Below are 25,445 nucleotides of genomic sequence, written 5' to 3' on the forward strand. Positions count from 1 at the left end.
TGATGGGGGCATGGCCGCGGACTTCGTGGGGCGGGTCGAGGAGTTGGGGCAGCTGGGCGCGCTGCTCGCGCGGGCACGCGACCACCTCCCGGCCACCGTCCTGGTCGACGGCGACGCCGGCCTGGGCAAGACCCGCCTGCTGCGCGAGTTCACCGCGCTGGCACGGGAGGGCGGCGCGGGTGTGCTCGTCGGCGGCTGCGTCCCGCTGGGCTCGGGCGCCATCCCCTACGGCCCGCTGATCGAGGCACTGCGCGCCCTGGTCGGTCAGCGCGGCGGGCAGCGGCTGCGGGAGCTGGCCGACCCGGCGCTCGCCGGTCTGATCGCCGACTTCGGTGACACCGGCCAGACCCGCCCGGACAGCCAGCGCCGGGTCTTCGACGCGGTGTCGGGCCTGCTCGACAAGCTCGGCGGCCACGGCCCGGTGGTGCTGGTCCTGGAGGACCTGCACTGGACCGATCCGTCCACAGTGGACCTGATTTCCTACCTGACCAGACTGCGCTCCACCGAACGGATGCTGCTGGTCGGCAGCTACCGGGCGGGCCTGCCGGCCGACCACCCGCTGCGCGCGCTGCTGGCCGAACCGGAGTTCATGCGCCGCACCCACCGGCTGAGCCTGCTGCCGCTCACCGAGGCCGAGTCCTGGCGGCTGGTCGCCGCCCTCGCCCCGGCCGGCGTCCCCCGCGAACGGCTCGCCCGCTACGTCGAACTCGCCGACGGCAACCCGTACTTCGCCGAACAGCTGGCCCTGGCCGACGACCCCCGCCGCCTGCCGGAGTCCCTCACCGAGATCATGCGCCTGCGCCTGGCCAGGCTGACCCCGCCGGCCAGGCACCTGGCCCGGGTCGCCGCCGTCGCCGGCCGCCGGGTCAGCGACGGCCTGCTGGCCGCGGTCCTGGGCGACGAGCAGTCCCTCGACGACGCCCTGCGCGAATGCCTCGACGCCCGGATCCTGTTGGTGGACCAGGACATCGCCGAGACCTACGTGTTCCAGCACGCCCTGCTGCGCGAGGCCGCCTACGCCACCGCCTCGCCACGGGAACGCCGCCGCCTGCACGCCGCGATGGCCGAGGCGATCACCACCACTCCCGCCCTGGACGCCGACCCGCGTCTGCTGCCCGAACTGGCCCACCACTGGTTCGCCGCCGGCCGCGCCACCGAGGCGCTGGCCTCCTCGGTCCGCGCCGGGGCGGTGGCCGCCGACCTGCGCGCGTTCAAGGAGGCCGACACCCAGTACCACCGGGCGCTCACCCTGTGGCCCACGGTGCCCGACGCCGAGCGGGTCGCCGGCCTGCCCCACGAGCAGGTGCTGTCCCTGGCCGCCGACGCCGCCCGCTGGGCCGGCCGGCTGCCCCAGGCCGTCGACCTGGCCACCCGCGCCGCCGCCGGATCGGCCCGGGGCGAGCTGTACGAACGTCTGGGCAGCTACCTGTGGGAGGCCGGCCGGGTCACCGAGTCCGCGCAGGCCTACCGCACCGCCGACCGCCTGCTGGCCGGCACCGGCCCGACGACGGTGACCGTGCGCGTGCACTCGGCGCTGGCCACCGCCGAGGTCCGCGCCGGCCGCTACACCGAGGCGCTGCGGCTGGCCGAAGCGGCCGTGGCGCAGGCCCGCGCCCTCGGTGCGCTCCCCGAGGTCGGCCGTGCCCTCAACAGCGTCGGCCTGGCCGCCACCATGCTCGACGACCCGGCCGCCGGCGAGGCCGCGCTGCGCGAGTCGCTGCGCATCGCCACCGAGTCCGACCACCTGGAGGACATGCTGCGCGCCTACGGCAACCTCGGTGTCTGCCTGGACCACAGCGGCGACCTGACCAGGGCCGTCGAGGCGATGACCACCGGCCTGGACAAGGCGCGGGCGCTCGGCGTGTCGCACACCAGGCAGGCCGGCGTGCTGGGCAACAACGCCGGGGTCGCCCTGTTCCGCCTTGGCCGCTGGGCCGAGGCGACCGCCCGGCTCGACGACGCGATCGCCCACCGCCCCCCGGAGGAGACCGCCTACCCGCGCCTGACGCTCGCCGAGATCGACGTCGCCCAAGGCCGGTTCGGCGCCGCCGAGGCCACGCTCGACACCCTGCGGACCCACCCCACCACCGACCCCCGCTTCACCGCCGCGCTGAACAGCTGCCTGGCCGACCTCGCCACCTGGCGCGGCGACCTGCCGGCGGCCCGCCGCGCGGTCGACCACGGCCTGGCGGCCGTGCGGGACACCGAGGACACCCGCGCCCTGGCCCAACTGTGCGCGGTGGGCCTGCGTTCGGCCGCCGACCCGACGGAGCTCGCCGCCCTGGCCAGGACCGTCCCCGAGGGCGACGGGGAGACCACCGCGCTGCGGGCCCAGTGCGCGGCCGAGACCGGGCAGGTGTCCTGGCGGGAGGTGGCGGCGGCGTGGGAGGCGTTGCAACGCCCGTATCCCACGGCCTACGCCTACTTCCGGGCCGCGCACACACCGGTGCGGGCCGAGGCGGTCGAGGCCGCCCGCGCCGCGCACACCATCGCCACCGGCCTGGACGCGGGTCCGCTGCTGGACGAGATCACCCGCCTGGCGAAGCGGTCCCGGCTGCGGCTGGTCGCCCCCGAAGGGCTCCCGTTCGGCCTGACCGACCGGGAGCTGGCGGTGCTGCGCGCGGCCAGTACCGGTGCCACCAACAAGACGATCGCCCGCCAACTGTCCATCTCGGACAAGACGGTGAGCGTGCACCTGACCAACCTGTTCCGCAAACTCGGCGTGCACGGCCGGGTCGAGGCCATCGCCGTGGCACGCGAGGCCGGTCTGCTGACCCCGTGAGTTACGCCCAACAACGTAAACCACCGCCGCGCCCGCGCCGCTAGGCTCGAACCACGGAAGGTCAACGGGGGAAAGGCGAACGATGGCACGGAAGGCTTTGCTGATCGGCGCCCAGACCGCCGGCCTGCGCGGGGTGGACAACGACATCACCGCGCTGTCGAAGGCCCTGGAACACTGGGACTTCAGCACGACCCGCTGTCAGGCCGAGAACGCCAGCCGCGCCGGCATCCTCGACGCCTACGAGCGGCTGATCGCGCAGGCCGGCCCGGACGACGCGATCGTCGTCCACTACAGCGGCCACGGCGGCCGGACCAACACCAGCCGGATCCAGTTCATCGTGCCAACGGACTACGCGGCCTCCAGCCCCGGTGACTTCCGGGGCATCACCGCCGCCGAACTGTCCCTGCTGCTGGCCGAGCTGACCGCGAAGACGCCGAACGTGACGGTGGTCCTGGACTGCTGCCACTCCGCACACCTGTCGCGCGACCCCGACCAGGCGGTCCGGGCGATCGGCCGGGCGGTGCCCCACCACGTGCTGGCCGCCCATCTGGACACCGTCCGCCGCCGCAACCCTCGACTGAACTCGTTGAGCCCGCAGGGAAATCCGCACGCGGTTCGGATCGTGGCGTGCGCGCCGGAGCAGTCGGCCTACGAGCGCCGCAACGGCGCCGGCATCCGGATGGGACTGCTCACCGACGCGCTCACCACGGCGTTGTCCGAGGCAAGGCAGGGGAGTCCGGCGATCCCGTGGGCGTCGGTGATCGACCGTTTGCGGCACCGGGTGCTCACCGTCGAGCCGCGCCAGCGCCCGGAGGCCGAGGGCCCGGCCCAGCGGCTGCTGTTCGACCTCCGCGAGGCCGACCCGGTCGCGAGCCTGCCGGTCACGGTGGCCGGCGGCATCGCCCGCCTGCCGGGTGCGCCGCTGCTCAACGTCGGTCCGGGCGACGAGTTCACCGTCACCCCGGCCGAGGCGCCCGAGCCGGTGCTGGCGACGGTCACGGTGAGCAGGGTCGACGCCACGACCGCCTGGGGTGTGGTGGCCCCGGCCGGCGTCGTCGTGCCGGTCGGTGCCCGCGCGCACCTGACCCGCACCGCCGCCCCCACGCTCCCGGTCACCCTGCCGCCCGTGCCGGCCCTGGCCGCCGCAGTCGACGCCGCGCCGCTGCTGCACGCCGCCGGTGAGGTCTCCGGGGAGGTCTCGGGTGAGGTCTCGGGTGAGGTCTTTGTCGAGGTCGACCGGGCCGGCGGCCTGGTGATCAGCGACCGGTTCGGTCCGCTGCGCGCGCCGCGTCCGCCGGACGCCGATGGTGTGGCGCTGGTCGTCCGCGACCTGACGAGGCTGGCCAGGGCGTCGGCGTTGCGCAGGCTGGCCGACCGGCAGCTGGCGGCGTTGACGACGCCGTTGACCGTCGAGTTCGGACTGGCCGGCGGTCGGGGTCTTCCGTCGACCGGCGCGGTCCTGCATGCCGGCCAGCCGATCCAGCTCCGCGTCCGCAACGACGGCACGGACACCGTGTATGTCTCACTGCTGGATATCGGTGTTGCGGCGGCGATCACCCTGCTCACTCCGGCGTCTCCCGGTGGGGAGCGGCTTGGCCCCGGCGAGGAGTTCGTGTTCGGCCGTAACGAGCTGACCGGCGAGGTGCCCGGGGTGGCGTTGACGTGGCCGGCGGAACTCCCGACCGCGACGCCCAGACCGGAGACGGTGCTGGTGCTGGCGACGTCGGCGCCGGTGGACACGCGGGTGTTGGAGCAGCAGGGTGTTCGGGGTGTCGGTTCGCCGTTGGAGCAGGTCCTGGCGCAGTTGCGGACGGGTGAGCCCCGCGATCTGGCTCCCGCGCCGGCTGATCGGTCGGTTCGTTTCGCCGTCCACACCATCGACTTCGACCTGGTCCCCAGCCCCGCGCCGCCTCAGGAAACGGTGGTGTTCGAGGTCGACGACCGCCCCCCACCCGCGTCGGTCCTGTGGGGACGTTCGCCGAGCACCCCGTTGGCGGTCCGGGTGGATGCGCTGGTCGTCCACCACGACCGCGTCCACGCCGGCACCGAGCTGCGCCTGGACATCGTGGCCATCACCCCCGACGAGACCCGGTCACACACCGAGTGGTTCACCGCCGTCGCGGATGGCCAGCGCCTGGTCCTGAAGAATCCCGTTGTCTACCAAGGAGACCCACAAGGCCCCCTCGACCTGGCCGTCTGGGTGTCCCCCGCGAAGGGCGGTGACGTCCCACCGGCCACGGTGGACTCGACGCATGAGCGTCTGTGTGCCGAGGCCGGCGAGACCGTGCCGCTGCACCGAACCACGATCCTGCCCCAGGAGGGGGGGCAGGTCACGGCCCGGGCCAGGGACTTCACCCTGAGCTATCGCGTCACATTCGAGGAAGGGACCGACTCATGAGCGAGCAGAACCGCGTGACCCTCGACGGCATCGAGTACCGCGTGTCGGAGGAGAAGCTGCGGGAGGTGGCCGACGCCGTCGCGAACGCCAGGAGCAGCGAACTGGTGGCCGAACTGGCCCTGACCGACGCCGACGGCCGGGAGGTCACGGTGCGTTTCGACGGTCGTACGGGCGTCGCGTCGGGGTTCGACCTCGGCGGTGGCGGCCCCAGGCCCACCGAGATCTCCGGCTGAGTAGGACACCCGCTGACCTACATGCCCCCTAGCGTGAGTCCGGTAGTCACCGGACCACACGCGAAGGACCTGTCATGGAGATCGACCGCAACCAGCCCCTCGGAACTCCCACCTGGATCTCACTGGGGGTGGCCGACCTGCCGGCCGCCCAGAAGTTCTACGGAACCGTGTTCGGGTGGGAGTTCACCGAGTCCCCCGACGGCGTCGACTGCCTGCTCCGTGGGGTGCCGGTAGCCGGCCTGGGCGGCGGTCCCGGCTGGACGGTCCACCTCGCCACCCCGGACTGCGACGCGACGGTCGACCGTGTCCTGGCCGCCGGCGGTGAGATCGTCGAGGAACCGCACGAGGTCGGTGACCGCGCCCGCCGCGCCGTGGTCATCGACACCGTCGGCGCACGACTCGGCCTCTGGCAGGGCCGATCGCTCCCCGGCTGCCGCCTGGTGAACGAACCGAACACCCTGATCCGCAACGACCTGATCACCGCCGACGCCGGCGCCGCCCGAGGCTTCTACACCGAGGTCTTCGACTTCACCCTGGACGGCAACGCCGACCTCCCGGAGTTCGACTTCACCTTCCTCCGCCGCCCGGACGGGAAGGAGATCGGCGGGATCCTCGGACAGGCCACGGCCGCCTCGGCGTGGGGAACCCTGTTCGAGGTCCCCGACGTGGACGCGACGGTGGAAAAGGCAGCGGGGAACGGCGGAACAGCAGGTGCGCCGGAGCAGACCCCGTACGGGAGGACCGCAGTGATCACGGATCCTTTCGGCACAGAGTTCTCGGTGATCACCCGCCCGTAGGCTACCGTCTTGGCGCTTGGCGCTTGGCGCTTGGCGCTTGGCGCTTGGCGCTTGGCGCTTGGCGCTTGGCGCTTGGCGCTTGGCGCTTGGCGCTTGGCGCTTGGCGCTTGGCGCTTGGCCGCGTTCACCAATCGCGCTTCGAGTTGTCCACAGCCTAGGCCGGCGAAGGCCCCTCCACCCGTTGCCCCGGATAGAATGGCCTGAGGGGTGCCCCCGGGAGGGTGGGGGTCTACCTACCTGTTGGGCGGGGTTGTTGACCCTTGGCTGTGGGTGTTGTGGTCTTTGCCTGCGTTCTTGGGGTGTGCTGTTGTGGGTTTTGTGGTGGGGGGTGGGTTCGGGTCTGGTGGCGGATCTTGCGGGCGGCCCCTCACGCCTCAAGAGGCCCTGAACTGGGCAAAGTCTGGGTTGGTACTCAACCGTGGGCCTCTTGACCCGTGAGCCTCCGCCGCCCTGAGCAGGACGTAGGGGCAGGGCTGGCGCCCTGCCCCTGTATGGTCCGCCACCAGACCCGAACCCTGCCGTGATCAACGGCTCGGGTCTTTGCCTGCTCTGCCGTGAGGAAGTTCTGTCTTTGGTGGTCGTGGTTCGCCGCCAGCCTCGGGCCTCTCGTGGTCAGTGGCCGGGGTTCGTGTTTGTGTGTTGTGACGCGGTCTTGCCTGTGGCCCACCACCGACCCTGAACCCTTGCCGCCCGTGTCGCCGCTGGCGTCAGTCGCCCAGTTCTCGGCGGCGTCGGGTGACGTAGTCGGCCAGTTCGGCTTCGATGCCGGCGTCGAGTTCCGGGCGGCGGTACTCGGCCAGTTTCCGTTCGACCACGGTGGAAGCTCGTTGGGCGGCGTCCAGCCCACCGCCTCTGAGCCACCGGTCGTAGTTGTCCGAGCTGGACAGGAACGGTCGGTAGAAGCACTCCCGGAACCGTTCCAGGGTGTGCGCGGCCCCCAGGAAGTGGCCGCCGTGGCCGACCTCGGTGTGTGCGTCGAACGCCAGCGACTCCTCGGTGATCTCCAGTGGCTGGAACTCGGCGCGCAGCATCTCCAGTATCTGCATGTCGATCACGAACTTCTCGTAGGAGGCGACCAGTCCGCCGTCCAGCCAGCCGGCGCTGTGCATCACCCAGTTGATTCCGGCCAGGAACGTCGGCAGCATGGTCATCAGCGCTTCGTAGCCGGCCTGGGCGTCCGGTACCTGGCTGGAGGTCAGTCCTCCACCTGAGCGCACCGGCAGTCCGAACCGTCGGGCGATCTGTCCGGTGCAGAGCAGGCCTACGGCCGACTCGGGTGTTCCGAAGCACGGTGAGCCCGACTGCATGTCGATGTTGGACAGGAACGATCCGAAGATCACCGGTGCGCCCGGTCGGATCAGTTGGGACAGCGCTATCCCCGTGAGTGCCTCGGCGATCTGTTGGGCCAGTGTGGCCGGGATCGACACCGGGGACATCGCGCCCATCAGCAGGAACGGTGTCAGGACCACCGGCTGGTTCGCCGCGCTGTACTCGAACTGTGCCTCCAGCATCCGCTCGTCCCAGCGCAGTGGGGAGTTGCAGTTGATCAGCGAGATCGTCGCGGGCGCACGTTCGATCGCCTCCCGACCACCGAAGAGGATCTCGGTCATCCGGATCGTGTCCGCCGCGTTCACGCCGGACACCACGTTGCCCATGTAGATCTTGTCGGTGAGGGTCTGCAACGCGTAGGTCATGTCCAGGTGCCGGGAGTCCAGCGGCGCGTCGTTGGGTTCGCAGATCACCCCGCCGGCGGAGTCCAGGGCCGGGAAACTCTGGGCCAGGCGGGCGAAGTTCTCGAAGTCGGCCATCGTCGCGTCCCGGCGGACCTCGCCCTGGCGGACGAATGGGGGACCGTAGACGCCGCCGAACGCCATGGCGTCCCCGCCGATGTGCACGGTGTGGTCGGGGTTGCGGGCGGTCACGTCGAACTCGGCCGGCGCCTTCGCCACCTGTTCCAGAAGGAATTCCGGGTCGAATCGGACATTGTTTTCCTCGACCTTCTGGCCGGCTGCCCGGAACAGTTCCAATGCCCGGTCGGAAAGGAACTCCACGCCGATCTCGGACACCAGCCGGCGCCAGCCGCCGTCCAGTGTCGCCATCGCCTCCTGGGAGAGGATCTCGTAGTGGGGCAACGAATTCCGGAACATCGACGGCCTCCAGAACCTTGACTGTGCGCCGAACGGAATCTTACGCTTGTCCTATGGAACGCAGGTTCCACAATATGGAACTTCGCCGAAAGTGGATCTCTTATGACGGCGACTCAGGCCGGTAGTCAGGCAGTGGATCGGGCGGCGGCATTGCTCGCCCTGGTGGTCGAGTCCGGCGACCCACGCACCTTCACCTCACTGGTCGAGGACGTCGGTCTCGCCAAGTCGACGACCTCCCGGCTGTTGCAGGCCCTCGAACGCAACCGGCTGGTGCGCCGCGACCGCGCCGGCTCGTTCCACCCAGGACCGCTCTTCGCCGTCTACGCCGCCCGCCACGACACCACCGGCGACCTCGTGGAGCTGGCCCAACCGGCGATGGACCGGCTCAGCGAACTCACCGGCGAGACCGTCAACCTCGCCGTTCCGCGTGCCGGCGAGCTGGTCCAGATCGCCCAGGTCGACTCCAGCTACCTGCTCGGCGCCACCAACTGGCTCGGCGTGTCCGTCCCACCGCACTGCACCGCGCTGGGCAAGGTCTTCTACGCCCACCGGGTGATGGCCCTGCAGAAGGGCGAGCTGCGCTGGCCGACCGACCGCGCGATGACCCGCCCGCAGCTCGAACGCGAACTCGCCGAGGTGGTGCGTCGCGGCTGGGCGCTGGCCTGGGAGGAACTCGAGGAGGGCCTGGCCGCGATCGCCGCGCCGGTGCACGCCGCCGACGGGTCGGTGGTCGCCGCCATCTCGGTGTCCGGGGCCACCACCCGGATCACCCGCTCCGAGGTCCCCGGCCTCGGCGCCACCCTCGTCGAGCAGGGGAGGACCATCTCCCAGCTGCTCGGTCACCAGCCATGAAAGGACGTGCCAGGTGAGTGATCCTTCGACGCCGCAGGAGATCCTCAGAGCCCTCTACGACGAGACCCTCGTCGGCAACGCCCCCCGGGTGCTGGAGCTGACCAGGACCGGCCTCGACTCGGGCATGACCCCCGAGTCCATGCTCTTCGAGGCGCTCATCCCGTCGCTGGAGGAGGTCGGCGCCCGGTTCGAGCGCGGTGACTTCTTCGTCCCGGAGATGCTCATCGCCGGCCGCGCCATGAGCGGGGCGCTGGACGTGCTGCGCCCGCTGCTGGCCGACACCGGCGCCGACTCGGTCGGCACCTTCCTCATGGGAACGGTCAAGGGCGACGTGCACGACATCGGCAAGAACCTGGTCAACATCATGTTGGAGGGCGCCGGCTTCCACGTCATCGACCTCGGCGTGCAGGTCGCGCCGGAGAAGTTCGTGGCGGCCATCGAGGAGCACCGGCCCGACGTCGTCGGCTTCTCCGCGTTTCTCACCACCACCATGCCGATGTTCAAGGCCAACATCAACGCCCTGACCAAGGCCGGTCTGCGCGACCAGGTGATCGTGATGGTCGGCGGCGCGCCGGTCACCCAGGAGTACGCCGACGCCGTCGGCGCCGACGGCTACGCGGCCGACGCGTCCGCGGCCGTCAAGCGGGCCAAGGAACTCATCCAGCGCCGCAGATCAGCGATGACCGTCTGAGGACCTCGAAGGAGAGCGCGCCATGCAGACCATTCTGTCCTCGGCGACCCGCAAGGTCGTGATCGGACCGGACGAGCCGTTCTGCGTGATCGGCGAACGGATCAACCCCACCGGCCGGTCGAAGTTCTCCGAGCAGCTGCGCGCCGGTGACCTGTCGCGCATCGAGGTCGACGTCGCCCAGCAGGTCGACGGCGGCGCCACCATGCTCGACGTCAACATGGGCGTCCCGCTCACCGACGAGGCCCGACTGCTCGCGAGCGCGGTCACCATGGTGCAGGGCCTGACCGACCTGCCGTTGGTGATCGACTCGTCGGTCGTCGAGGCACTGGACGCCGCCCTGTCGGTGTACCAGGGCAAGGCGCTGGTCAACTCGGTCACCGGCGAGCAGGACCGGCTGGACGCGATCCTGCCGCTGGTGCAGCGCCACGGCGCGGCGGTGATCGCGTTGCCCAACGAGGAGGACGAGATCCCCGACGACCCGCGCAAGCGGCTGGAGATCACCCGCAAGATCATCGACGTGGCGACCGGGCGTTACGACATCCCGCTGGCCGACATCGTGATCGACCCGCTGGCGATGCCGGTCGGCGCGGACACCTCGCTGGTGCGCAAGACGTTGGAGACGATCTGGCTGATCCGTGAGGAGTTCGGCGTCAACCAGGTGGTCGGCGCGTCGAACGTCTCCTTCGGCATGCCGGCGCGCGCCGCGCTCGGCGCGGCGTTCCTGCCGATGGCCATGCACTGCGGGCTCACCGCGGCCATCATGGACGCCCGCACCCCGTCGCTGGTCGAGTCGGTCCGGGCGGCGGACCTGTTGCTGGGCAACGACGCCTGGGGCGGCCGGTGGATCGCGGCCTACCGCGCGAAACAGCGATGACCGAGCGGGTCAGGATCTCCTTCACGCCCAGCGGGCGGGAGGTGCGGGTCCCGCCGGGGGTGGCGGTGTTCGACGCGGCCAGCTGGAACGGCATCGCCATCGACTCGACCTGCGGCGGGCACGGCACCTGCCGCAAGTGCCGGGTGCGGGTCACCGGCGGGGCGATCCCGGTGTCGGCGATGGACGAACGGGCGTTCACCGCCGAGGAGCTGGCTGGCGGCTGGCGGCTGGCGTGCCTGGCCAGGGCGCGGGCCGACGTCGCGGTCGACGTGCCGCCGCTGGCGACCCGGCCCAAGGCGGCGACCGTCGGCGTCGGCCGGCAGGTCATCCTGCGGCCAGCCGTGCAGAAACGGGCCGTTCGGCTGACCGAGCCGACGCTCACCGACCAGCGCAGCGACCTGGAGCGGCTGCTGGCCGAACTGGACGACCTGGAGCTGACCGTCGACCTGCACGCCCTGCGCGCGTTACCGAAAGCGTTACGGGACAACGACTTCGCCGTCACCGCGGTGATCGTGGACAACCGGCTGGTGGACGTCGAGCCGGGCGACACCGCCGGGTGCCGCTACGGCATCGCCTTCGACCTGGGCACCACCACGGTCGTCGCCACCCTGCTCGACCTTTCCACCGGCACCCCGGCGGCGGTGCGGTCGATGCTCAACAAGCAGCAGCCCTTCGGCGCCGACGTGATCACCCGGATCAGTGCCACCATGCTCGACCCGGCGGCGCTGGGGCGGCTCACCGGCCTGGCCCGCGACACCCTCGCCGAGCTGACCGCCGAGGTGTGCGCGGAGGCGGCCGTCGACCCGCTGACCGTCTACGAGATCGCGCTCGCCGGCAACGCCACGATGACCCAGCTGGCCCTGGGCATCGACCCCGAGCCGCTGGGCGTCGCGCCGTTCGTCATGGCCACCCGGGCGATGCCGGAGGTGCTGGCCGCCGACCTGGGGGTGCCGGTGCACCCGCGCGCCCGCGCCTATGTGCATCCCGCGCTGGGCGCCTACGTCGGCGGCGACATCATCGCCGGCATGCTGGCCGCCGGCATGGACCGCGACCGGCGGCTGCGGCTGTTCGTCGACGTCGGCACGAACTGCGAGATCGTCCTGGGCGACGGCCGGCGGCTGCTCGCGACCGCCGCCCCGGCCGGCCCGGCGTTCGAGGGCGCGGCGATCCGCTGCGGCATGCGGGCCACCGACGGCGCCATCGAGGTCGTCAAGATCACCGGAGAGGACGTTCTGCTCCAGGTCATCGGGGACGCCGAGCCGGCGGGACTGTGCGGGTCCGGTCTGGTCGACGCGGTCGCCGCGCTCGTCGACGTCGGCCTGCTGGACGCCTCCGGGCGCCTGGCCGAACGCGCCGACGCCGCCCGGCGGCTGCCGGGTCTGGCGCAGCGGGTGTGCCTGATCGGCGCGGAGCGCGTGTTCGTGTTGCACTGGGCGGGCGAGCCCGGTGACCTGACCGGCGCGGTGTACCTGTCCCAACGGGACGTGCGGGAACTCCAGTTCGCCAAGGCGGCGATCGCCACCGGCTGGCGGCTGCTGGTCGAGGAGTTGGGGGTGACGGTGGGTGACATTCAGCAGGTGCTGCTGGCGGGGTCGTTCGGCAGCTACCTGTCGCCGGCCAGCGCGGTGCGGATCGGGCTGGTGCCCGACATCTCGGTGCTGCGCATCGTCAGCGCCGGCAACGTCGCCGGCGAGGGCGCGAAGATGACGCTGCTGTCGCGGCGGGAGCGGGCCGAGGTGAGCACGCTGCTGGAGGAGGTGCGCTACGTCGAGCTCTCCGACCGACGGGACTTCAACGACCGGTTCATCGAACAGCTCGCCTTCCCCTGATCGGGTGGGGGTCGTGGCCTGCGGTGCGATCGCCGGCCACGTCACCGGGATCGCCGCGCGCAACGACTGGCCGGTGGACGTGCGGGCGCTGCCGCCGCTGCTGCACAACCGTCCCGACCGGATCGCCGGGCGGGTCGAGGACGCGGTGACCGAGCTGCGTGCCCGGTACGCCACGGTCGCGGTCGCGTTCGCCGACTGCGGCACCTACGGGGCGCTGGACGAGGTGTGCGCCCGGCTGCGGGTGCCGCGGCTGCGTGGCGCGCACTGCTACGACGTGTTCGCCGGGGCGTCGCGGCTGGCGGAGTTGCTGGCCCAGGAGCCGGGAACCTATGTGCTGACCGACTTCCTGGTGCGTTCGTTCCGCCGCGCGGTGGTCACCGAGCTGGGGCTGGACCGGTTCCCGCAGCTGCGGGAGGACTACTTCCGGCACTACCGGCGGGTGGTGTGGCTGGCCCAGTACCCGACCGGCCCGCTGCACACGGCCGCGCGGCGGGCCGCGGAGTTCCTCGGCCTGCCGCTGGAGGTCGTCACCGTCGGCGACCAGGGTCTGGAGCGGGAGCTGCGGGCGCTGGTCACCGGGTGGTCAGCAGATCCCGGCGCCAGCGCTCGGTCTCCGCGACCTGGTTGAAGGTGAACACGTGCAGCCCGGCGACGTCACCGTCGGGCAGCGCGGTCCTGGTCAGCAGGCGTTCCGGCGAGTAGGCGCCGGGGGTCGCCATGCGCACGAACCACGAGCCGTGGCGCAGCAGGAACCGGGTGGACTCGCCGACGCCGATCTTGGTGGCCATGGACACCAGCTTGGCGCGTTGGACCGGACCGGCCAGGCCAAGCAGGATCGGCAGCGTGACGCCCCGGCGGCGGACCCGCTGGACCCACGTGGCCAGCGACTTCGGTGCGAAGCACAGGTTGGAGACGATGTAGGTGGCGTGCACCCGCTTGTCCCACATGGACTGCACGACGACGTCGTCGGTGATCGTCGGGTGGCTCTCCGGGTAGCCGGTGATGCCGACGTCGCGGAACGGGCGGCCGAGCGCGGCGAGGTCGGCGAGCAGGGCGAGCGCGCCGTCGTAGCGTCCGGCGGGGGTGGTGGAGTCGCCGGCGGGCACGAAGACGTCCTCGATGCCGGCGCCGACGAGCCGGTCGACGATCTCCTTGAGGTGGATCTCGTCGCGCACCAGCCGGGCCGACACGTGCGGCACCGTGCGGAATCCTTGCGCGGCAAGGCGTTCGGCGAGGGCAAAGGTCGGTTCGAGGCCCTTGGTGGGGGAGGCGGTGATCGTGACGGTGATCTCGCGCGGCACCGAGTCCAGGATCCGGTCCTCGACCGAGGCGGTGGGGATGACCTCGTAGCGTGGGCGCTCCAGCAGCTCTTTGTTGCGCATAGCCCAACTCGATTCGTCATACGCAATAAGCCAGGTCGAGTGTAACTCTGGGTCCGGGCCGTGGACAAGACGTTGAGCAGCGGGTCAAGGGCTTGTGCCACAAGGAGATCAGCTTGGTGACTAGGATTGCGCCATGCGGAACGAACGGGAGCGGAAGTCGGGCCCGGTCGTCCAGGTCCAGTCGGTGGACCGGGCGTTGGAGATCCTGGACATCCTCGCCAGACGTGGAGCGGCCGGGGTCACCGAGATCGCCGCCGAGTTGGACGTGCACAAGTCCACGGCGTTCCGTCTGGTCGGCGCGCTGGAGAACCGCCAGCTGGTGGAGCAGGTCTCCGAGCGTGGCAAGTACCGGCTGGGTTTTGGCATCGTGCGCCTCGCCGGCGCCACGACCGCCGCGCTGGACCTGCCCCGGGAGAGTCAACCCGTCTGCCGTGACCTGGCCGTCGACTTCGACGCGACGGTGAACGTGGCCGTGCTGGACTCCGGCCAGGCCACCAACATCGCCCAGGAGTACGGCGACTCGGCGGTCGCCGCGCGCAACTGGATCGGCCAGCGCACCCCGCTGCACGCGACCTCCAGCGGCAAGATCCTGCTCGCCTGGGCCGGCGAGGACGACCTGGCCGCCGGCCTGGACGTGCTGGAGCGGTTCACCCCCGACACGATCACCAGCCGCTCCAGGCTGCTCACCGAGCTGGACGAGGTGCGCGATCGGGGGTGGGCGAGCACCAGCGAGGAGCTGGAGATCGGCCTGAACGCCGTCGCCGCCCCGATCCGGGGCGCCGACGGCGAGGTGGTGGCGGCGGTCAGCGTGTCCGGCCCGGTCTACCGCCTGACGGTCGCCGCCTATCCCGACATCGCGGAGAAGCTCCGGGTCGGCGCGCTGGAGATCAGCGCGCGAATCGGGTACTACGGCGACTGACCGACGCGGGCCGTCTCGATCATTTCGGTGACCGATCGGACGAGCTCCCGCACCCATTCGGCGATCTCCTGATCGGCCGTGAGGCCGAGTGCCGCACCGAGCACGGCGAGTGACACCTTCAACACGCGTTCGGCCCGCTCGGCTCGGGGCGCCGGGCCGAACAATGCCTGGTAGCCGGCGCAGCAGATGATCAACGCGAGGATCACCAGCAGAGCCGTACCGATGTGGGCGAGCACGATACCTCCAGGGAAAAGAATGCTCGAAAGAATTACCTGAAGTAAATCAGACCGGTGCTCGCCGGTCAGTTGTCCGGAATTCATTGCCGCGTCATTGCCGGCAATTGTTCGAGGAGTTGCCGTTCGGGTGTCTGTCCGGCCGGGACCGTGTCGGCAACTTGCCGGCAAGTTGCCCTCGTGCTGGCAGAGCGCCTTTTCGGCAACTTGCCGGCAAGTTCCCGGGCCGGATCCGGTCAGCTCCGGCCGTGTCCAGTCGCGGCTCCGGTGACCCGTTTCTGGCCCGTTCCGGCGACATGATGTCCACTCGCGACACCCTCGGGGAACAACGGCGAAGTCCCGTACGTTGTCGCTAGAATCGCGTCAACTCCCAGTTTTTCGAATCGCCGGAGGTTGTGCATTGGTCCCCCCGCTGAAGTGCCTGCACACGAGGGAAGGTGTGTGGCGGGAGAGCCTCGCCCGTTTCCTCGGGCGTGAATGTGTGGCGCGGTTCCGGATCGGTGAACAGGACGTTCTGGACGAGGTGCGGGTGCAGGCGAGGGTGTGCTGGCACGTCCGCGCGTCCATCGACCGGGTCGGGGTCAACAGCCGGTACCGGGCGGCGCTGCGGGCGGCGTTCAACGCCGAGCACGACACGGAGATCATCCGGTGCGCGACCACGAAGGACCGGCTGGCGGTCAACCACCGCCGGGGCGGGCTGTCGGCCAGCACCACCAACACCCAGCTCTCGGCGGTGTACGTCGAGGCACTGGCCGGCGACCTCGGCCGGGCCGACCTGCGCCAGCCCTCCGGGGAGGAGTTCGCCGAGGAGGTGCGCGTGCACGCCGAGCACCGGCGCCAGCTGGACCACGAGCGGCTGGCCGGCGGCCCCGGCCCGGCGGCCTGGCACGTGGAGAGCCCGCGTGACCGCGACGCCGCCGAGGGGTACCTGCCCCGGACGCTGCTGTACTTCGCCACCACCCCGGTGAAGGAGCTGGTCACGATCGCCACCGAGGAGCCGTCGGGGTTGCCGGCGTTCTTCGGCACCGACCGGCACTACCTGCCGGCGTTCACCGACGAGTCGCTGTACCGCCGGTTCTGGGAGGGCCGCCCGGAACGCAAGGTGCTGTGGTGCCGCCCCGGCCACCGGGTGCTGACGGTGCTGCGCGGCCAGGACGACCTCGGCCTGGCCGTCAACCAACTGGCCAACGGCACCCAGGGCGGTTGGTACTGGAACGCGAAGGAGCTAAGGGACCTGTGAGGGACTTCTCGGTAGACCCCGACGAGCTGGTGGTCGCCGCCGACCACGCCAACACCGTCAGCGACGCCTTCACCCACCTGGTGTGGAAGGACGAGCGAATCGGCGACTGGTGGTCCGAGGCCACGGACCAGCCGTCCGACGAACACCTGGCCACCGCGATCGCGACCTACCGCGCCAGCCTGCGCGCCGCGACCCTGCGCCTGGCGGCCCAGGCCGAACACCTCGGCGCCGGCCTCCGGGCGAGCGCCACCGACTACCTCCACGCCGACACCCCCCTGACCCCCCACCCCGACCCATCCGACGACTAGGGATCCCACGATGGTGGCACCGGACCCGGCCGACGAACTGGCCGACTCCACGCGCCGGGTGCGCGCACTGCTCGATCTGCTGACCGCCTACGACCACACCCTCACCGACAGCGTGGCGACCGCCCCGGCGCTCACGCCCCCGAACTGGCGCGGCCCGGCCAGCGACGCGTACCACTCCCGGGCGAGGACCCCGTTCACCAACGACCTGACCGCCCTGCACGGTGTCACGACCGAGACCCTGCACACCGTCGCCGCCCACCAGACGTTCCAGGCTGAACTCACCGTGCTGTGGCAGGACGCCAGCGAGCGCCCCCACATGCGCCAGGTCCACCAGACCGCCACCACCCGCCTGGCCGACTACCTCCTGTCCCGCGCCGCCGACCTGGACAACCTGACCCCGCCCGACCAGCCCCCCGCCACCACCCGGCCCGACACCCCGTTCCCCACCACCACGAACCACCTGTCCGACTCCGGATTCGACACCGCCGCTCACCTGCCCGAACCCCGCGGCCAGCTCTCCGACCTCCCGGCCGCCGGCTTTCCCCGGCCCGATACGGCGTCTCTGTCCGCGCCCGGCACCCCGAGCCACCTCCCCGAGCCTCGTCCCGGCGATGCCGTGCCCGGCGTCGCAGCGGTGTCCACGGACCACTCGGCCATGTCGTCTCTGCCCGAGTTCGCGCCGGATCCGGGGTCTCGGTTCGACACGTCGGGTCACCTGTCCGAGCCCCGCCTGGGCGATGGCGTCGACTCGGACCACTCGCCCGGTGGCGAGTTCCGGCCGGGTGAGCCGAGGCTTCCCGAGCCTCGGTTCGGTGGGCCCGGCTCCCTGCCGGAGCTGTCCGCCGACACCCTGCCCGAACCGCGCCTCGGCGGTGGCGACCCGCCGGCCGTCGACCACGGAGCCTCCGCGCTGACGTCCGTCCTCGATCCGGCCGACGCGGGAGCCGACTCCACGCCCCAGGCCGGCCTCGCCGGCGGGCTGCGGCCGACCCTCCCCACCGCGGCCCGCGATGAGCAGGAACGTGCCACCTATCTGCGCACCATGCCGCCCGCCACGGTTCTCACCGATGTCAAATGGGACGGAGACGACTGATGACCGATCCACTGTCGATTCCCGTGACACGAGCCCGGTCGCGGGAGGAGTTCATCGCCTGTCTGGACCGGGCCAGGGTGCTCGCCGGCCCACTGTCGCACCGCGAGATCGAGAACCGCAGCGCCAACCGCCTGCGCCGCACCAAGATCGGCCAGGTCCTCGCCGGGGAACTGCCGCGCCGTGACTTCCTGGTGACCTATCTGGAGGTCTGCGCCGTCCCGGAGAACGACCGTGCCGCCTGGCTGCGTTCCTGGGCCCGTGTTCTCACCGCCGACCCCGAACAGTCCACAAGCGACAGAGAACCGGCCGGCGACGTCACCCAGGTGATCTCCCGGACCTCCGCCGCCCTCCAGGACGCCCGCAACGTCAACGACCAGGGCCGTGACCACACCGAGAACGAGGAACTGCGGCGCCAGCTCGCCGAGGCGGCCGGCGAGGCCAGGGTGCTGCGCGACCAACTACGCCGCGCCCAGGACCAGATCAGCGACCTCACCGACCAGCTCGCCTGGCTGCGCTCCCACGAACCCCGCCCCGCCACCGTCGTCGTCGACCCGCCCCGGCCGACGTTCCGGCATCTCCCGCCGCCCCGCACCCGCGAGTCCACCAAGTACCCGCTCAACTACACCAACGAGGAACTCCACGACCTCTTCGGCCACGGCGACGCCATCGTCGCCCCGCCGGTCCTCGGCGAGGCACGTGACTGATGCTGTTGCGCCCCAACGGTTCTCCGCCAGTGGAACCTTCCGGGGCGCGACCCTTGCCCCGCCCGGCGGCGCCCGCCCACACTGGGCTCCCCAACAGGAAGGGAGCCACCATGGGCAGGAAAACCGTTGTCGGCGCGATCCTCGCCGTGCTCGCCGGAGCGGCGGTCGCGACCGCGGCCCCGGCCGCCGCCCAGCCCGCCGCCTCACCCGGCGTCGCCGCTGTCGAGTGCGGGCTCAACATCCACACCACGCCGTGGGAACCGTACTTCGGCTCACTGCGCTACTACAGCTACTACAACTGCGCGGCCCAGCCGGTCGTCGTCCGCCTGTACTCGCCGGAGGGCGGCTGGTTCCCCTGCTACACGGTCAACCCGGCTGAGATCCGTGACCTCGGTGTGACCAGCGCGAACGGCTTCCCGCTCGACGTCGCCACCTGCTAACCGGCCGGCGGCGGGACGACCGGCGCGACCAGCGCCGTGCCGGCGAGGGCGACCTCGGCGGCCAGAGCGGACAACGTCGTGTTGTAGAGCGGTGTCAGGTTGCGCTGGGACCACAGCGTGCAGGCGCTGCCCCAGGACACGTCGCGGGAGCGGGCGATGCTGAAGCCGGACAGGACGTGCTTGAGTTCCTCCGCGTCGGCCGTGGCGATCCTGGCGAAGTCCGGTTCGTACTCGGCGCGCACCTCGGCCTCGACCTTCGCCAGGAGTTCGTTGACCCGCAGGTAGTCCGCGTGCACCGGCTCGGTGTCCGGGGTGGTTCCGCGTTCCTGACAGGTCATGATCACCGCCAGCGGCAGGTCGTGGTTGATGTGCGCGTTCATCCCGGCCAGCGCGAACTGCAACGGCCACACCGTGCGGTTGTCCCGGGCACCGAACAGCGGTTGCCACGGCACCGGCGGCGTGCCGGCGTCCACGGCCTTGAAGTACAGGCCGGCGAACAGAACGTCCATGCGTTCAAGGAAGACCGGGTCGGCGAAGAACCCGTCGGTGATGTTCTGGCCGACCAGTTCGGTGACCCGCAGGTACATCCGGTTGAAGCAGGCGACCCCGTCGCGCGGGTCCAACTCCGCGTCGATCGCCCGCATCCTGGCGATCACCTGTTCCACTGTGGTCGGGGCCTGGGTCGATGACGATGCCATGTCCAACTCCTTCGACTGGTTCGTCGGCCGCCGCGCCCGCCACGCGGGCGCGGCGGCTCTCCGTACCCAGGAACCGTCCCGCAGTTCGCCCCCCTACTCCAGAAAGTCCACTCGAACGATTCTCACGTCGACGCGACGTAGCCGGCGAGGTCGACGAGCACACGGTCGGCCGGGTGGCCACACGGTCACGCACGACGAACGGGTCGGCGCGACGCCGGACCACCGCCGTCGTGGCCTCCGGCACCTGGCCGGACAGGTCGAGGGTGTTCCCCCAGGTCAGCGAGCGGAAGGCCGGCCGACGGCCGATCGTCGGGCAACAGGATTTTTTGTTGCGTGAGATGAAGGGTGTTGCGTACGGCGCTGATATATCTACGATGTACCAGTGGCCACGACGACAGGCGGACATCTCCTGCCGGACCTGGTGACCGTCGAGCCGAGCACCCGGGTCGCCAGCCTCAGCGAGAAGGCCTACTTCCTGCTGCGGGACCGGCTGGTGACGTTGGAGATCCCACCGGGCGCCACGATCGACGAGCGTGACCTGCAGGACCAGCTCGGCCTGGGCCGCACCCCGATCCGGGAGGCGCTGCGCCGGCTGGCCGACGCCCGGCTGGTGGAGGTCGTGCCCCGGCGGGGCATGTTCGCCAGCCACGTCGACCTCGGGGACCTGCGGGCGATCAGCGAGGTCCGGACCCGGCTGGAGGGCTACGCCGCCGGCCTGGCCGCCCGCCGCGCCCGCCCCGGTGAACTCGCCGAGGCCGACGCTCTGCTCGCCGACCTCGCTGATCTCGCCGCCGCCCCGACCGGCCAACGCGACCTGATCCGACTCGACCAGCGGGTGCACCGGCTCGTGCATCGCGCCACCCACAACGGTTTTCTCGCGGCGACGCTCGAGGAGTACTACGTGCACAGCCTGCGGCTGTGGTTCCTCGTGCTGGACCAGTTGCCGCATCTGGAACACGCCGTCGGCGAGCACGTCGAGCTGCTCACCTCGGTACGTGACCGGGACGCGTCCGCCGCGGAACGGATCGCCAGCCGCCATGTCGCCGACTTCGAGGACAAGATCCGCTCAGCCCTGTGACAGGAGGAGCAGCACATGACCAACCTGCCGAACAGTGCCAAGGTCGTCGTCATCGGTGCCGGGATCGTGGGGAACTCGGTGAGCTATCACCTCGCCGAACGGGGATGGCGGGACATCCTGTTGCTGGACAAGGGGCCCTTGCCCGATCCGGGCGGGTCGACCGGGCACGCGTCGAACTTCATCTTCCCCGTCGACCACTCGAAGGAACTGACCGCGCTGACGCTGGACTCGATGGCCCAGTACGAGAAGTTCGGCACGCTCACCACCTGCGGCGGCATCGAGGTCGCCCGCGAACCGGCGCGGGTCGAGGAGTTCGGCCGGCGCATGGCGTCGGCGACGTCCTGGGGAGTGCCGGCGGAGATCATCACCCCGGACCGGATCGCGGAACTGGTGCCCTATCTGGACAAGAACCTGTTGCTGAGCGGTTTCTGGACCCCGTCGGCGGCGGTGGTCGATCCACTGCGGACGGGCGCGCTGATGCGCGAGCACGCGACGGCCCTGGGCGCCCTGCGGATCGGTGCCCAGACCGAGGTCCTGGGGATCGAGACCCGCGCCGGCCGGGTGTCGCTGGTCCGCACCGACAAGGGCGACGTCGAAACCGACACGGTCGTCATCGCCTGCGGCGTGTGGAGCCCCCGGATCGCGCGCCTGGCCGGAGCCAGCATCCCGCTGACCCCGGCCGTCCACCAGATGATCGACGTCGGCCCCATCCCGGAACTGGCGGCGACGAACACGGAGATCGCGTTCCCGATCGTGCGGGACATGGACACCCTGATGTACGAACGGCAGAGCGGCGCGGACCTGGAAGTCGGCTCCTACGCCCACCGCCCCATCCTGCACGAGCCCGACGACATCCCCTCGATCGCCGCGTCCCCGCTGTCCCCGACCCAACTCCCGTTCACCGCCGACGACTTCGACCCCCAGATGCAGGACGCCCTGGACCTGTTCCCGCAGGTCCTGGCCACGCCCGGGGCCGGGGTGCGGCACGCGATCAACGGCCTGCTGTCCCTGACCCCCGACGGTTCGCCGCTGCTCGGCGAAACCCCGGAGGTCGCCGGCCTCTGGTCGGCCGCCGCGGTGTGGATCAAGGAGGGCCCCGGCGTCGGCCGGATGGTCGCGCAGTGGATGACCGAGGGCCACACGGAGATCGACCTGCACGGCGCGGACATCGCCAGGTTCTACCCCCATCAACGCACGTCGTACCACGTGCGGGCGCGCGCGTCGGAGGGCTTCAACAAGACGTACGGGATCGTGCACCCCCGTGAGCAGTGGTCGAGCAACCGGGGGCAGCGGCTGTCCCCGTTCCACCAGCGCGAGGTCACGCTGGGCGCCGAGTTCTTCGAGGTCGGCGGCTGGGAGCGCCCGCAGTGGTACGAGTCGAACCGCCCGCTGCTCGACGAGTACGCCGACCGGATCGCCGACCGCCAGCACGAGTGGGACGCGCGCTGGTGGTCACCGATCAGCACCGCCGAACACCTGGCCATGCGCGACCGCGTGGCGATGATCGACCTCACGGCGTTCGCCCAGTTCGAGTTCGCCGGCCCCGGGGCCCTGGATCACGTGCAGAACCTGGCGGTGGCCCAACTCGACCGCCCGGTGGGCCGCCTGGTCTACACCCCGCTCCTGGGCCCGGCCGGCGGCTTCCGCGGCGACGTGACGTTCGTCCGGCTGGCGCACGACCGCTTCCGGGTGGTGACCGGCGGCGCCGACGGCGCCCGCGACCGCAAGTGGTTCACCGACAACCTTCCCGGCGACGTCACCTTCGCCGACCTCACGTCGTCGGTGTGCACGGTGGGACTGTGGGGCCCCCGAGCCAGGGACGTTCTCGCCAGCGTCACCGACGACGACGTCACCAACGAGGGTTTCCCGTTCGGCACCGGCCGGTGGATCACCGTCGCCGGCGTGCCGGTGCTGGCCCTGCGCCTGTCGTACGTGGGGGAGCTGGGCTGGGAGCTGCATGCCCCGTTCGAGCAGGGCCTGCGGTTGTGGGACACCCTGTGGGAGGCCGGCCAGCCACACGGCGTGGTGCCGGCCGGCATCGGCGTCTACGGCACGACGGGGCGGCTGGAGAAGGGCTACCGCCTGATGGGCGCCGAACTGGACTCCGAGTACGACCCGGTGGAGGCGGACCTGGCGCTGCCGAAGGTGAAGTCCCAGCCCTTCATCGGCAAGGAGGCGTACCTGGAAGCCCGGGCGCGGGACCGCGCGGCCGTCCTGTGCACCCTGACGATGGACGAACGTCGCTACCCCCAGGGCGGCGAACCGATCCTGACCCCCACCGGCGAACGCATCACCGACGCGAAGGGCCGACCGTCCTATGTGACCAGTGCCGGCGCCGGCCCGTCGGTGGGCGCGTACCTGCTGATGGCCTACCTCCCCCCACGACACGCCGTGGAAGGTGAGGGCCTGCTGGTCGAGTACATGGGCACCCGCTACCCGGTGACCGTGGCCCGGGTGGGCCGCCGCCCCCTGTTCGACCCGGCCGACGACCGGATGAAGGCCTGAAAGGAGTGTCGGCGGTGGACGTTCTGGTGTGCGTGAAACGAGTGCCCGCGACAGGATCGGAAGTCCCTCTCACCGAGGACGGTAGGGAGGTGGACACCCGACATCTGGGTTTCACCATCGGCCCCCACGAGGAATGCGCCGTGGAGGAGGCGGTCCGCCTGGTCGAACGCCACGGCGGCAGCGTCACGGTGCTGACCGTGGGCCCGCCGGAGTCGGCGGAGCAGCTGCGCTATGCGCTGTCCCTGGGCGCCGACCACGCGGTGCTGGTGGAAACCACCGACCCCGACCCGGATCCCCAGGCCACGGCAACAGCCATCACCGAGGCCGTCGCCACCCTGAGCACCCCCGACCTCGTCATCTTCGGCAACGAGTCGGCCGACGCCGGCAACTACCAGGTCGCCATCCGAGTAGCGCATGCCCTGTCCCTCCCGATAGTCAGCGCCGTCAAAGCCATCACGATCGACCCCGCCACCAACCAGGCCCGTTTCCAACGCGACTCCCCAGCAGGAAACGAAACCTATGAGGTCGACCTGCCGTCGGCGGTGGCGGTCAAAGAGGGCTTGAACCTCCCGAGATATCCCAGCATCAAGGGCCGTCTGCGGGCGAAGAAAACCCCCATCCGAACCGTGAACCCGGAACTGGCGCCCGGCGGTCTACGCACACTCCGCTTCCATTCCCCACCAGAAGCGACCCGCGAAACCGTGATCCTGGGCCGGGGCCCGGAAGCCGCTCCGCACGTGGCGGACCTCCTCACCGATCTTGGCTTGACGATCTTGACCTGACGTAGCCCTCCTTCCAGCCGTGCGCCCCAACAACGCGGAGCCACCATGCTGCTCACCGTCGTACAGATAGAGAACGGGGAAATCACCCCCGCTTCAGCGGCCGCGCTGACCGCCGCCCACCACCTCGACGACCACGTAGAAGCCGTAACCTTCACCGCCCCCACGGAAGTCCCCAGCTCCTTCACCGCCACGCCCCAGCCCGGTGAAACCCGCGCCACCGACACGGCCACCGACACCCCCGCCGACACCCCCACCGACACGGCCACCGACACGGCCACCGACACCGCCGCCGACACCGCCACGGCCGCGGCCACCGCCACTGCGACCCCCACCGGCTCCGCTCATGCCACCGGCTCCGCCCATGCCGTCGATGTCAGCGCCGTCATCCCAGCGGAAGCGGCTGCCCTGCTCACCGCGTCCGGTGTGGCGACCGTGCACCAGGTCGTACTACCCGCCAACCCCGCACCGGAACACTGGGGCGAGGCGATGGCGCAACTCATCCGTCACCTGTCCCCGACCGGAGTCCTCGCCGAGGCAACGGATCGCGGTAACGAGCTGATGGCGCATGCCGCCGCCAGGTCGAACCTGCCCCTGGCCACCAACTGCACCACCATCATCCCCGGCGACACCTGGCAACTGACCCGGACCCGAGGCGGCGGTGTCCTGCTGGAAGACGCGGAACTGGACGCGCCGGTCAAGCTGGCCACCGTCGCACCAGGCCCCAGCCCAGCTGACGCGACAGCTGTCGCCGTGGTGCCGGTCGAGGTCCGCGCGTTCACCCCGGAACTGGATCACGTGAGGGCCTATGCCCGTTTCGTCGAACGGACCGACGTCGCCACCGGGGTCACCCTGGCGAGCGCACGGGTGGTCGTCTCCGGCGGGCGAGGCGTCGGCAGCGCCGACGGCTTCGCCATCCTGGAACGGCTTGCCGAGTTGGTCGGCGGAGCCGTTGGCTGCTCGCGAGTGGCCACCAACAACGGTTGGCGACCCCACAGCGACCAGGTGGGCCTCACCGGTACCCGCATCACCCCCGATCTCTACATTGCCTGCGGTATCAGTGGCGCCACCCAACACTGGGTCGGCTGCATGGACGCCAAACGAATCCTCGCCATCAACACCGACCCCGAGGCCCCGATGGTCACCCGCGCCGCCTACGCGGTGATCGGCGACGTCCACCAGGTCCTCCCCGCGGTGATCGAGGAGATCGAGAGACGACGCCACTCCGAAACCTGAGGAGCACCAACCGGAGGCCTCCGGCGATCAGGTTTCGGTGGTCCACCCGTCCACCGCCAGCAGCCGTCCAACGAAACATCACCAACAGACAACAACTTCGCTCACACCACCGCGCCGCGACCAACCCCGCCACACCTGGCACACACTCGTCGCCAGCCCGCCAGCCCGCCAGCCCGCCAGCCCGCCAGCCCGCCAGCCCGCCAGCCCGCCAGCCCGCCAGCCCGCCA

Annotated in this window: 23 protein-coding genes; 19 read left to right on the plus strand and 4 right to left on the minus strand. The window is 71.0% G+C overall.

The genetic code is table 11. From position 1 onward, the window contains the following. The first annotated feature begins 10 nt into the window (after nt 1–10). From BLA60_RS21585 to BLA60_RS21600, 4 genes are all read left to right on the plus strand, one after another. Nucleotides 11–2,782: an ATP-binding protein gene (locus tag BLA60_RS21585; protein WP_075134756.1), complete on the plus strand. Its 2,772-nt coding sequence runs from the start codon at nt 11–13 to the stop codon at nt 2,780–2,782. Between the two features lie 82 nt (nt 2,783–2,864). Beyond that, nucleotides 2,865–5,180, plus strand: a complete 2,316-nt coding sequence (locus BLA60_RS21590) for a caspase family protein (protein ID WP_084735166.1) — start codon at nt 2,865–2,867, stop codon at nt 5,178–5,180. Next, complete coding sequence (locus tag BLA60_RS21595) at nt 5,177–5,413, plus strand: hypothetical protein (protein ID WP_075134758.1); 237 nt, start codon at nt 5,177–5,179, stop codon at nt 5,411–5,413. The genes BLA60_RS21590 and BLA60_RS21595 overlap by 4 nt, the downstream gene beginning before the upstream one ends. A 74-nt stretch (nt 5,414–5,487) precedes the next feature. Continuing rightward, nucleotides 5,488–6,210, plus strand: coding sequence for a VOC family protein (locus tag BLA60_RS21600; RefSeq protein ID WP_075134759.1), 723 nt, complete (start codon nt 5,488–5,490; stop codon nt 6,208–6,210). Between the two features lie 707 nt (nt 6,211–6,917). Here the strand turns inward: BLA60_RS21600 and BLA60_RS21610 are convergent. Beyond that, nucleotides 6,918–8,357, minus strand: coding sequence for a trimethylamine methyltransferase family protein (locus BLA60_RS21610; protein WP_075134761.1), 1,440 nt, complete (start codon nt 8,355–8,357; stop codon nt 6,918–6,920). 102 nt (nt 8,358–8,459) lie between these two features. On the opposite strand from BLA60_RS21610, the gene BLA60_RS21615 reads away from it, so the two are divergent. Genes BLA60_RS21615 through BLA60_RS21635 form a run of 5 tightly spaced genes read left to right on the plus strand, consistent with a single transcriptional unit; the run spans nt 8,460 to nt 13,231 of the window. Beyond that, on the plus strand, nt 8,460–9,209 hold the full coding sequence (locus BLA60_RS21615) for an IclR family transcriptional regulator (RefSeq protein ID WP_075134762.1): 750 nt from the start codon (nt 8,460–8,462) through the stop codon (nt 9,207–9,209). Between the two features lie 13 nt (nt 9,210–9,222). Continuing rightward, nucleotides 9,223–9,900 (plus strand): corrinoid protein, encoded by a 678-nt coding sequence (locus BLA60_RS21620; RefSeq protein ID WP_075134763.1) that lies wholly within the window; start codon nt 9,223–9,225, stop codon nt 9,898–9,900. Nucleotides 9,901–9,922: 22 nt separating this feature from the next. Continuing rightward, on the plus strand, nt 9,923–10,774 hold the full coding sequence (locus BLA60_RS21625; protein ID WP_075134764.1) for a dihydropteroate synthase: 852 nt from the start codon (nt 9,923–9,925) through the stop codon (nt 10,772–10,774). Further along, on the plus strand, nt 10,771–12,603 hold the full coding sequence (locus BLA60_RS21630) for an ASKHA domain-containing protein (RefSeq protein ID WP_075134765.1): 1,833 nt from the start codon (nt 10,771–10,773) through the stop codon (nt 12,601–12,603). Before BLA60_RS21625 ends, BLA60_RS21630 begins: the two co-directional genes overlap by 4 nt. 4 nt (nt 12,604–12,607) lie before the next feature. Next, the gene (locus BLA60_RS21635) at nt 12,608–13,231 is read left to right on the plus strand and encodes a DUF1638 domain-containing protein (protein WP_211288803.1); all 624 of its coding nucleotides are present in this window, start codon (nt 12,608–12,610) and stop codon (nt 13,229–13,231) included. Here the strand turns inward: BLA60_RS21635 and BLA60_RS21640 are convergent. Next, nucleotides 13,176–13,985, minus strand: coding sequence for a methylenetetrahydrofolate reductase (locus BLA60_RS21640; RefSeq protein ID WP_075134766.1), 810 nt, complete (start codon nt 13,983–13,985; stop codon nt 13,176–13,178). The two genes, BLA60_RS21635 and BLA60_RS21640, sit on opposite strands and share 56 nt — an antisense overlap. A 133-nt stretch (nt 13,986–14,118) precedes the next feature. Between BLA60_RS21640 and BLA60_RS21645 the strand changes: the two genes are divergently transcribed. Next, entirely contained in the window at nt 14,119–14,904 is a 786-nt protein-coding gene (locus BLA60_RS21645; RefSeq protein WP_075134767.1) for an IclR family transcriptional regulator, read from the plus strand. On the opposite strand, the gene BLA60_RS21650 is transcribed toward BLA60_RS21645, so the two are convergent. Next, nucleotides 14,892–15,140, minus strand: coding sequence for a hypothetical protein (locus BLA60_RS21650; RefSeq protein ID WP_075134768.1), 249 nt, complete (start codon nt 15,138–15,140; stop codon nt 14,892–14,894). The genes BLA60_RS21645 and BLA60_RS21650 overlap by 13 nt on opposite strands. Nucleotides 15,141–15,618: 478 nt before the next feature. Here BLA60_RS21650 and BLA60_RS21655 point away from each other — a divergent pair, with 478 nt between their 5' ends. The 5 genes from BLA60_RS21655 to BLA60_RS21675 all read left to right on the plus strand — a co-directional run bounded on the left by BLA60_RS21655 (nt 15,619) and on the right by BLA60_RS21675 (nt 18,922). Further along, the gene (locus BLA60_RS21655) at nt 15,619–16,377 is read left to right on the plus strand and encodes a hypothetical protein (protein ID WP_154814504.1); all 759 of its coding nucleotides are present in this window, start codon (nt 15,619–15,621) and stop codon (nt 16,375–16,377) included. After that, nucleotides 16,374–16,685, plus strand: a complete 312-nt coding sequence (locus tag BLA60_RS21660) for a type VII secretion target (protein ID WP_075134770.1) — start codon at nt 16,374–16,376, stop codon at nt 16,683–16,685. Before BLA60_RS21655 ends, BLA60_RS21660 begins: the two co-directional genes overlap by 4 nt. Nucleotides 16,686–16,695: 10 nt before the next feature. Beyond that, nucleotides 16,696–17,778 carry a hypothetical protein gene (locus tag BLA60_RS21665; RefSeq protein WP_075134771.1) on the plus strand — a complete coding sequence of 361 codons (1,083 nt, stop codon included), beginning with the start codon at nt 16,696–16,698 and terminating at the stop codon, nt 17,776–17,778. Next, entirely contained in the window at nt 17,778–18,482 is a 705-nt protein-coding gene (locus BLA60_RS21670; protein WP_075134772.1) for a hypothetical protein, read from the plus strand. Before BLA60_RS21665 ends, BLA60_RS21670 begins: the two co-directional genes overlap by 1 nt. A 110-nt stretch (nt 18,483–18,592) precedes the next feature. Continuing rightward, on the plus strand, nt 18,593–18,922 hold the full coding sequence (locus BLA60_RS21675) for a hypothetical protein (RefSeq protein ID WP_075134773.1): 330 nt from the start codon (nt 18,593–18,595) through the stop codon (nt 18,920–18,922). Here BLA60_RS21675 and BLA60_RS21680 read toward each other — a convergent pair. Continuing rightward, nucleotides 18,919–19,620 (minus strand): DUF5995 family protein, encoded by a 702-nt coding sequence (locus tag BLA60_RS21680; protein ID WP_075134774.1) that lies wholly within the window; start codon nt 19,618–19,620, stop codon nt 18,919–18,921. The genes BLA60_RS21675 and BLA60_RS21680 overlap by 4 nt on opposite strands. A 382-nt stretch (nt 19,621–20,002) precedes the next feature. Here BLA60_RS21680 and BLA60_RS21685 point away from each other — a divergent pair, with 382 nt between their 5' ends. The 4 genes from BLA60_RS21685 to BLA60_RS44890 are packed head-to-tail and all read left to right on the plus strand — an operon-like array spanning nt 20,003 to nt 25,218. Continuing rightward, nucleotides 20,003–20,698: a GntR family transcriptional regulator gene (locus tag BLA60_RS21685; protein WP_084735167.1), complete on the plus strand. Its 696-nt coding sequence runs from the start codon at nt 20,003–20,005 to the stop codon at nt 20,696–20,698. Between the two features lie 15 nt (nt 20,699–20,713). Continuing rightward, complete coding sequence (locus BLA60_RS21690; RefSeq protein WP_075134775.1) at nt 20,714–23,203, plus strand: GcvT family protein; 2,490 nt, start codon at nt 20,714–20,716, stop codon at nt 23,201–23,203. A gap of 14 nt (nt 23,204–23,217) precedes the next feature. After that, complete coding sequence (locus BLA60_RS21695; RefSeq protein ID WP_075134776.1) at nt 23,218–23,985, plus strand: electron transfer flavoprotein subunit beta/FixA family protein; 768 nt, start codon at nt 23,218–23,220, stop codon at nt 23,983–23,985. A gap of 45 nt (nt 23,986–24,030) precedes the next feature. Further along, nucleotides 24,031–25,218, plus strand: coding sequence for an electron transfer flavoprotein subunit alpha/FixB family protein (locus tag BLA60_RS44890; protein ID WP_084735168.1), 1,188 nt, complete (start codon nt 24,031–24,033; stop codon nt 25,216–25,218). The last annotated feature ends 227 nt before the right edge of the window (nt 25,219–25,445 follow it).

The organism is Actinophytocola xinjiangensis (genome assembly GCF_001921215.1).
Taxonomy (GTDB): Bacteria; Actinomycetota; Actinomycetes; order Mycobacteriales; family Pseudonocardiaceae; genus Actinophytocola; species Actinophytocola xinjiangensis.